Source organism: Streptomyces sp. NPDC058221 (assembly GCF_042882365.1).
In the GTDB taxonomy this organism is placed as follows: domain Bacteria; phylum Actinomycetota; class Actinomycetes; order Streptomycetales; family Streptomycetaceae; genus Streptomyces.
This window is the reverse complement of record NZ_JBHVWF010000235.1, coordinates 1-8,164: the sequence shown is the minus strand read 5'-3', so window position 1 is coordinate 8,164 and position 8,164 is coordinate 1. Positions and strand designations below refer to the sequence as shown.

Sequence of the window (8,164 nt, the reverse complement as noted above, 5' to 3'; positions counted from 1 at the left end):
AGCTGCCAGAGGTGGTCGTCGGTGCCGTTGTCGTCGAACTGGACGACGTGGGCGCTGTCGGCGGTGGACATGTTGTCGACGCCGAGGACCTTGCCGGAGTTGCGGTTGCGGATGCGGTACCGGCCGTCTCCCTCGGGGACGAGCTGCCAGAGGTGGTCGTCGGTGCCGTTGTCGTCGAACTGGACGACGTGGGCGCTGTTGGCCGTGGACATGTTGTCGACGCCGAGGACCTTGCCCGAGTGCCGGTTGCGGATGCGGTACCAGCCGTCGGTCAGCCAGGGCGAACCGTCCGGACCGGCCGTCGGGAACGAGGTGATCCGCAGCCGTGCCGCCCCCATGGGGACGAGCGTGACCTCCTCCACCGGCTCCGTGCTGTGCGCCGGGCTGTCCTGGAGAGGAGTGACGACATGCTCGCCGTCCGCCGTCCACTCCGGGATCCGGCGGGCCCGCGCGGTCATGGTGAGCGGCGTGCCCTCCAGCGTGAAGGGGTTGTCGTCCTTCGTGCGGCGGACGGTGCGGTGGCGCAGGGAGGCGGCCGGCTTCTTCCCGTCCAGGACGAGGCCGTAGTTCCACGGGCCCGTGGCGTGCACCGCGTACTCCGGGAACTGGTCGGTGCCGCCGGTGCGTTCGTACTCCTCGCCGATCCGCAAGGAGTACGTGAGCGGGCCGCGGTCCACGCTGACGGAGCCGTGGTTGTCCTGCCAGGTGCGGACCGTGGTCGTCTGCGGGAAGCGCAGGGTGACCCGGTCGCCGTCGGACCAGGTGCGGTCGACCCGGGTGAAGGCGGGGCCGGCCGGTGCGTCCACCCGGTCCCCGTTCACCTCGATCTCCGGGGCCTCGCACCAGGCGGGCACCCGCAGCACGAGCGGGAAGGCCAACTGCCCGGGCGCCTTCAGGGTCAGAGTGACCGTGTCCGTGAAGGGGTAGCCGGTCTCCTCGGTGAAGGTGACCTCGGTGCCGTCCGCGACCTTCGCGGTGACCTCGCAGGCCGCGTACATCGCGGCCGCGAGCCCGCCGTCGGGGGTGGCGAGCCACAGCTCCTCGGTGAAGTACGGCCATCCCATGCCGTAGTTGTGCGGGCAGCAGCGGTACTGGTCGACGCCGGGCAGGAAGGCCTGCATGGCGAAGCTGTTCTGGAACTGCCGGTCCTTCTTGGGCACGTTGTCCAGATCGACGCTGTTGGCACTGGTGATGTAGTGGATGGCCCGGCCGGCGGGGTCGAGCGAGGCCGGCAGCGAGTTGAAGGCCAGCTCCTCGCAGCGGTCGGCCCACAGCGGATCGCCGGTGATCCGGGTGAGCAGCTGGTGACTGGCCATGAACTCGACGATCCCGCAGGTCTCGAACCCCTGCCGGGGATCGCCGTGCCCGGGGCGGGCGTTCTCGTCCCCGGCGAAGCCGCCGCCGGGGAACCGGCCGTACTGGTCCATCGCCTTGCCGTACGTCCCGTAGGTGTTGCGGGTGTCCTGGGCCGCACCGCTGCGCAGCGCGTACTGGGCGGGCTCGCGGAAGCCCTGCGCGATGTTCACGTTGTGCGGGTTGACCAGGTTGTCGCCCCAGTCGGCCCCGTTCGCGTGGATCTTGTCGGTGAGATCCAGCAGGAAGGTGTCGCCGGTGCGGTTGTAGAGCCAGAAGACGCTGTCCAGGCCGTCGCCCCAGCGCAGTGCGATCCAGCTGGTGTTGAAGGCGCCCGGCCCCTGGGCGTTCATGTAGCGGAAGAACCTGCTGAGGAACGGGATGATCCGGGTGTCACCGGTGTACTCCTGCCAGGAGCGCAGCGCCTGGACCAGCGGCAGGAAGGGCCAGAAGTCCGGTCCGCCGTTCAACGACGTGCGCAGCGACTTCGGGCCGAAGAAGCCGTCGGACTGCTGGGTGGCGAGAATGGCGTCGAACCAGCGGCGCACGGCGGTCAGCGCCTCGGCGTCACCGGTGACGATCGCGAGGTCGGTGTAGCCGCGCAGCCAGTACGGGACCTCCTCCCAGCCGTCCAGGTCGGGGCGGACCCAGCCGGTGGCGCCGAAGTCCAGGAAGTGCGAGAGCTCCTCGTAGCGGCCGCAGAGGCCGTCCAGCTGGAGCTTGAGCTGTCCGGCCAGCCAGCCGCGTGCGGTCACCCGGCCCGGTGGGAGCTTCAGGAACGCCGTCGGGTGCAGGGGAGCCGCGTTGGGGGAGTAGTGACCGCCGCGGGCGGCCGGTATCCGGTGTGCGTCGGCGGTCGCGGTGGTGGCCCAGCGGCCGCTCGCCGCCGTCGCGGCGGCAGCCGTGACCAGCGCGCCTGCCATGAGTTGTCTGCGGTTCAGGGGCATGGGGGCTCCTGCTCTCTGCCGGCCGGGTCTCCGGCTCGGGGACGGCATGACTCGTGCGGGCTGCCATGGCGCACCGGTCCGGTCGGTGCCGGAGCGTGCGCACGGCAAGGAGCGCCGTCGCGGCCCGAGGGGCTGCGCGGCGACGTTCTTGCAACGTTGGAAAACTGAGCTACCGGCGGTATGACAGCACGCTGTCAAGCGGCTGTCCAGGGGTGCGGCAGTAACCGGTGGGGCGGGGACCGTAGTTCGGCCCCGGCAACTCCGACACATTTTGGAAACGCATCGACAACGCTCTTGCCGCCCGTGCCACGCCGCCTATATAACGTTGTAAACCGAGCCGCCGAGAGGCCGCGCAGGCTCTCACGACCGCAGTTCGTGCAGTTGGGGACCGCCCCGTGACGCACTGGCGGGGGTCGTGAGGAATGCAGTGACATCAGCCGCCGAGCGGCCGATGCATCGTCCAGCCATGCCCGACCGCACGCCCGTGAGTGTGCCGTCATCCCGCCAAGGAGCTCCCGCGCATGATGATCCAGCGCCGAACCCGTACCCTCGCCGTGGCCTGCCTCCTCGCCGCCACCGCCACGCTGGCCGCCTCCGGCTGCTCCAAGTCGGAGGGCTCGGACGATGCGAGCGCTGACAGCAGCCAGGGCGCCCAGGCGGCCAAGTCCCCCGAGTCCTCCTCCGGTTCCGGCTGCTCGCTGCAGAGCTACGGGTCGCCGAAGCTGGACCTGAAGAACGCGGTGGTCGGCTTCTCCCAGTCGGAGAAGGAGGCCAACCCGTTCCGGATCGCCGAGACCAAGTCCATCAAGGACGAGGCCAAGAAGGTCGGCGTCAAGAAGCTGCTGACCACCAACGCCCAGTCGCAGCTGTCCAAGCAGATCAGCGACATCCAGGACATGCTGTCGCAGGGCGCCCAGTTCCTCATCGTGGCCCCGCTGAACTCCGACGGCCTGGAGCCGGCGCTGAAGGCCGCAGCCGCCAAGAAGGTCCCGGTCCTCACCATCGACCGCAAGCTCAACTCCACCGCGTGCAAGGACTATGTGTCCTTCCTCGGCTCCGACTTCGTCGAGCAGGGCAAGCGCGCGGCCGACGCGATGATCAAGACGACCGGCGGCAAGGGCAAGGTCGCCATCCTGCTCGGCACGTCGGGCAACAACACGACGACCGACCGCACCAAGGGCTTCGTCGACGAGCTCAAGGCCAAGGCGCCCGGCCTGAAGATCGTCGCCCAGCAGACCGGTGAGTTCGCCCGCGACAAGGGCCAGCAGGTCATGGAGCAGCTCATCCAGTCCAAGCCCGACATCACCGCCGTCTACGCGGAGAACGACGAGATGGGACTGGGCGCGCTCACCGCGCTGAAGGCCGCCGGCAAGAAGCCCGGCAAGGACGTCAAGATCGTCTCCGTCGACGGCACCCGTAACGCCGTCCAGGCCCTGGTCAACGGCGAGTACAACGCCGTCATCGAGTCGAACCCGCGCTTCGGCCCGCTGGCCTTCGCGACCGCCCAGAAGTTCTACGGCGGCGTGGAGATCCCGGAGAACGTCATCATCTCCGACCGTGCCTACGACGAGTCCAACGCCAAGGCCTCGCTCGGCGGCGCGTTCTGACCGTCACCGGCCCCACCTGCCCGTAGTAACCGCAGGGCACCGCCGGACCGGGACCGGCCCGCGTACCTCCCCGTACGCGGCCCGCCCGGTCCGCACCGGCCCCCGGCGGCGCACCGCCGCCGTGACGCTCCCACCCGTCACGGCGGCCACCGGGCCCACACCCTTGGAAGAGCGGAAGGCCAAGACCAGCCATGGCACCACCCGAAGCAGTACCGCAGCCGCCGGAGCCGGCCGCCGACGCGAAGGAGGCAGCCTCGCCCGGCGCCCTCGTGAAGGAGGCCGCCGGCGCGCCGGACGCCGCCGCCCCGGCCGCGGCCGTCCTCGAAGCCAGCGCGGTGAGCAAGCGCTTCCCGGGCGTCGTAGCCCTCGACGACGTCTCCTTCTCGCTGCGCGCCGGAGAGACCCACGCACTGGTGGGGGAGAACGGGGCCGGCAAGTCCACCCTGATCAAGGTGCTGACCGGGGTGTACCAGCCCGACGAGGGCGAGCTGCGGCTGACCGGGCAGCAGATCGCCTTCGCCCGGCCGTTCGAGGCGCAGCAGGCCGGAATCTCCACGATCTACCAGGAGGTGAACCTCGTCCCGCTGATGAGCGTGGCGCGCAACATCTTCCTCGGGCGTGAGCCGAAGAACCGTTTCGGCCTGATCGACTTCTCCCGCATGAACCGCGAGACCACCGAACTGCTCGACGGCTTCGGCGTCCGCGTCGACCCGAAGCGGCCGCTGCACACCCTGGGCATCGGCACCCAGCAGATGGTCGCCCTGGCCCGGGCCGTCTCGGTCAACGCCCAGGTCGTCATCATGGACGAGCCCACCTCCTCGCTGGAACCGCGTGAGGTCGAGACGCTCTTCCGGGTCATCGAGGACCTGCGCGGACGCGGAATCGCGGTGCTCTACGTCAGCCACCGCATGGACGAGCTCTACCGGATCTGCGACCGGGTCACCGTGCTCCGCGACGGCCGGCACATCCACACCGGCGACCTCGCCGACCTCGACCGCATGCAGCTCGTCTCGATGATGCTCGGCCGCGACATGGCCGAGGTCCGCCGCTCCGGCCTCACCAGCTTCGGATCCGAGGGCCACGACGCCTCGCGCACCCCGGTGCTCACCGCGACCGGCCTCTCCCGGGACCACCAACTCCACGACATATCGGTGTCGTTGTACGCCGGTGAGGTGCTCGGCCTCGGCGGTCTGCTCGGCTCCGGCCGCAGCGAGACCGCGAAGGCCCTGGCCGGTGCGCTGAAGCTGGACTCCGGGGAGATCGGAGTCGGCGGACGCACTCTGCGCCGGCTCACCTCGGCCGGCGCCATCCGGGCCGGCATCAGCCTGCTGCCCGAGGACCGCAAGGCGGAAGGCATCGTTCCCGGCCTCTCGGTCCGCGAGAACATCGTGCTGGCCGCGATGCCCCGCCTCTCCCGCGCCGGTGTCGTCTCCCGCGCCAAGCAGGACCGCATCGTCGACATCTTCATGAAACGGCTGCGGATCAAGGCGGCGAGCCCCGAGCAGAAGGTCGGCGAGCTCTCCGGCGGCAACCAGCAGAAGGTTCTGCTGGCCCGCTGGCTCTGCCTGGAGCCCAAGGTCCTGCTGCTCGACGAGCCCACCCGAGGCATCGACGTCGGCGCCAAGGCCGAGGTACAGAGCCTGATCGACGACCTCGCCCGCGAGGGCCTGGCCGTCCTGCTCATCTCCTCCGACATCGAGGAACTCATCGAGGGCGCCGACCGCATCGTCGTCCTGCGCGGCGGCGCGGTCGCAGGCGAACTGGCGGGCGACGAGGTGGCCGAGAGCCATCTGCTCGAAGTGCTCGCCGATCACTCACCGGCGCCCGCAGGGAAGGCCCCGGCCGCTCAGGAGGACCCCCGATGACCCAGGCCACGCTCTCCACACCCGCCGCCTCCCCGCTGGCGCGGCTGCGCGACCCCGCCTGGTACCAGGAGTACGGCGTGTACCTCGCCGTCGCGGTGGTGCTCGTCTTCAACGCCCTGTTCACCGAGCACTTCATGACCGCGGACAACCTCCGCACCCAGCTCGTCCAGGTCGCCCCCATCGTGATCGTCGCCCTGGGCATGGCCCTGGTGATCGGCACCGAGGGCATCGACCTCTCCGTCGGCTCGACCATGGCGCTGGCCGCCGCGCTCCTGCCGCTCTACCTCGGGTACGGGCTGGTGCCCGCACTCGTCATGGCGCTGCTGGCCGGTGCGCTCGTCGGGGCGGTCAACGGGACGCTGGTCTCCCTCGTCGGGCTCCAGCCGATCGTCGCCACCCTCGCGCTGTTCGTCGGCGGCCGCGGCCTGGCCCTGGTCGTGGCGGACGGTCAGCTCAAGCAGATCGTCAACCCCGACCTGCTGTCGCTCGGCACCGGCTCCTTCCTCGGCATCCCGACCGTCGTACTCATCGCGGCCGTCCTCGCGATAGCCGTCGCCTTCCTCGTCGCCCGCACCACCTTCGGCCGGCAGATCGTCGCCATCGGCGGCAACCGGTCAGCGGCCTCCCTCGCCGGACTGCCCGTACGCCGGGTACTGATCGGTGTGTACATGCTCTGCGGGGTGCTGGCCGCCCTGGCCGGCATCCTCGCCACGGCCCGGCTCACCGCCAGCGACCCCTCCTCGCTCGGCAACCTCATGGAACTCTCCGCCATCACGGCGGTCGTGGTCGGCGGCACCCCACTCAACGGCGGTTCCATCAGGGTGCTCGGCACGGTCGCGGGCGCCCTGCTGATGCAGCTGCTGCGCGCCACTCTCGTCAAGCACGACCTGCCCGACTCCACCGCACAGATCGCCCAGGCGGCCATCATCATCGCCGCCGTCTACGTCGCCCGGGAGCGTCGGTCCCGATGAACGAAACCTCACCATCCCCGGTGGCCCAGGCCCCGGCACCGCGCAAGACCTCCGCTGCGTCCGGCGGCGGTGCGCCCAGCCCCGTGCCCGGCGCGACACCCCCGGTCGGACAGCGGCTCGCCGAACTCCTCCAGCGCCAGGGCGTGCTCGCGGTCCTGGTCACGGTCGTGATCGTCGCGTCCTTCATCTACCCGTCGTTCCACACGCTGGACAACGCCCGCGGTGTGACCGTGCAGGCGTCGTTCCTCGCCGTGGTGGCCCTCGGCATGACGATGGTCATCATCACCGGCGGCATCGACCTGTCCGTCGGTTCCGTCTTCGCGCTGGGCGGTGTGCTCGCCGCCTGGGCCTCGCAATGGGGCTTCCTGGCCGCGCTGTTCGCGCCCCTCGTGGTGTGCGGCGCCATCGGGCTGCTCAACGGTTTCCTGGTCGCCCGCGCCGGAATGGCCCCGTTCATCGTCACACTCGCCACCCTGCTGGGGGCCCGTGGCATCCTCCTCGCCATCACCGACGAGGGCGCGACCACCTACCTGATCCCCAAGGGATCGGCCTTCGCCGAGCTCGGGCAGGGCAGCGTCTGGGGCTTCGGCTACCCGATCCTGATCGCCCTGGTGCTGTTCGGTATCGGCGGACTGCTGCTGCAGCGCACCTCGTTCGGCCAGACGCTCTTCGCCGTCGGCGGCAGCAGCGACGCGGCCACCTTGATGGGCCTGCCCGTGGCCCGCACCAAAATACTCGTCTACACGCTCAGCGGACTGCTGGCCGGACTCGCGGGCGCGCTCAACGCGGCCAGGCTGTCGTCCGGGGTCACCATCGTGGGCGTGGGCATGGAGCTCGACGCGATCTCCGCCGTCGTCATCGGCGGCACGCTCCTGATCGGCGGCGCCGGATCGATCAGCGGGACGCTCTGGGGCGTACTGCTGCTCGCCGTCATCCAGAATCTGATCAACCAGATCGGTTCGCTGAACTCCTCGTACCAGTCGGTGGTCAGCGGAGGGTTCCTTATCGTTGTCGTCGTGGCACAGCGCTACCTGGCGCGCAGCCGCAGAACCACCTGAACCAGTGCCGGGGCCCTGGCCCCGGCACAGGTCGAGCCGAACCGGGCCACTGCGCTTTACCGCGCGTCAAGTCGATTCAGGGAGTGCCGTGGGCGTCAGCCTCAAGGACGTTGCCCAACGGGCGGGCGTATCCATCAAGACCGTGTCGAACGTGGTGAACAACTACCAGCACGTCACACCGAAGATGCGCGCCAAGGTGCAGCAGGCCATCGACGAGCTCGGCTACCGGCCGAACCTCACCGCGCGGCATCTGCGCAAGGGCCGTACGGGCATCATCGCCCTCGCCGTTCCCGAGTTCGGCAACCCCTACTTCGCGGAGCTGGCCGGCGAGGTCGTCGACGCGGCCGCCCGGCACGACTACAC

The 8,164-nt window shown here is 70.1% G+C and carries 6 protein-coding genes; 5 read left to right on the top strand and 1 reads right to left on the bottom strand.

Annotated features, from left to right (window positions below; translation table 11 throughout):
• Positions 1-2,300, bottom strand: a 2,300-nt coding sequence (locus tag ACFVW8_RS37310; RefSeq protein ID WP_389698168.1) for a beta-L-arabinofuranosidase domain-containing protein, incomplete at its 3' end; no start/stop codon positions are given.
• 521 nt (positions 2,301-2,821) lie between these two features.
• On the opposite strand from ACFVW8_RS37310, the gene ACFVW8_RS37305 reads away from it, so the two are divergent.
• The 5 genes from ACFVW8_RS37305 to ACFVW8_RS37285 all read left to right on the top strand — a co-directional run.
• Positions 2,822-3,907 carry an ABC transporter substrate-binding protein gene (locus ACFVW8_RS37305; protein ID WP_389698166.1) on the top strand — a complete coding sequence of 362 codons (1,086 nt, stop codon included), beginning with the start codon at positions 2,822-2,824 and terminating at the stop codon, positions 3,905-3,907.
• A gap of 191 nt (positions 3,908-4,098) precedes the next feature.
• The gene (locus ACFVW8_RS37300) at positions 4,099-5,772 is read left to right on the top strand and encodes a sugar ABC transporter ATP-binding protein (RefSeq protein WP_389698164.1); all 1,674 of its coding nucleotides are present in this window, start codon (positions 4,099-4,101) and stop codon (positions 5,770-5,772) included.
• Complete coding sequence (locus ACFVW8_RS37295) at positions 5,769-6,743, top strand: ABC transporter permease (RefSeq protein WP_389698162.1); 975 nt, start codon at positions 5,769-5,771, stop codon at positions 6,741-6,743. Before ACFVW8_RS37300 ends, ACFVW8_RS37295 begins: the two co-directional genes overlap by 4 nt.
• The gene (locus tag ACFVW8_RS37290) at positions 6,740-7,801 is read left to right on the top strand and encodes an ABC transporter permease (protein ID WP_389698160.1); all 1,062 of its coding nucleotides are present in this window, start codon (positions 6,740-6,742) and stop codon (positions 7,799-7,801) included. The genes ACFVW8_RS37295 and ACFVW8_RS37290 overlap by 4 nt, the downstream gene beginning before the upstream one ends.
• An 88-nt stretch (positions 7,802-7,889) precedes the next feature.
• Positions 7,890-8,164 (top strand): LacI family DNA-binding transcriptional regulator (locus ACFVW8_RS37285; RefSeq protein WP_389698158.1); only part of this gene is annotated, 275 nt, incomplete at its 3' end.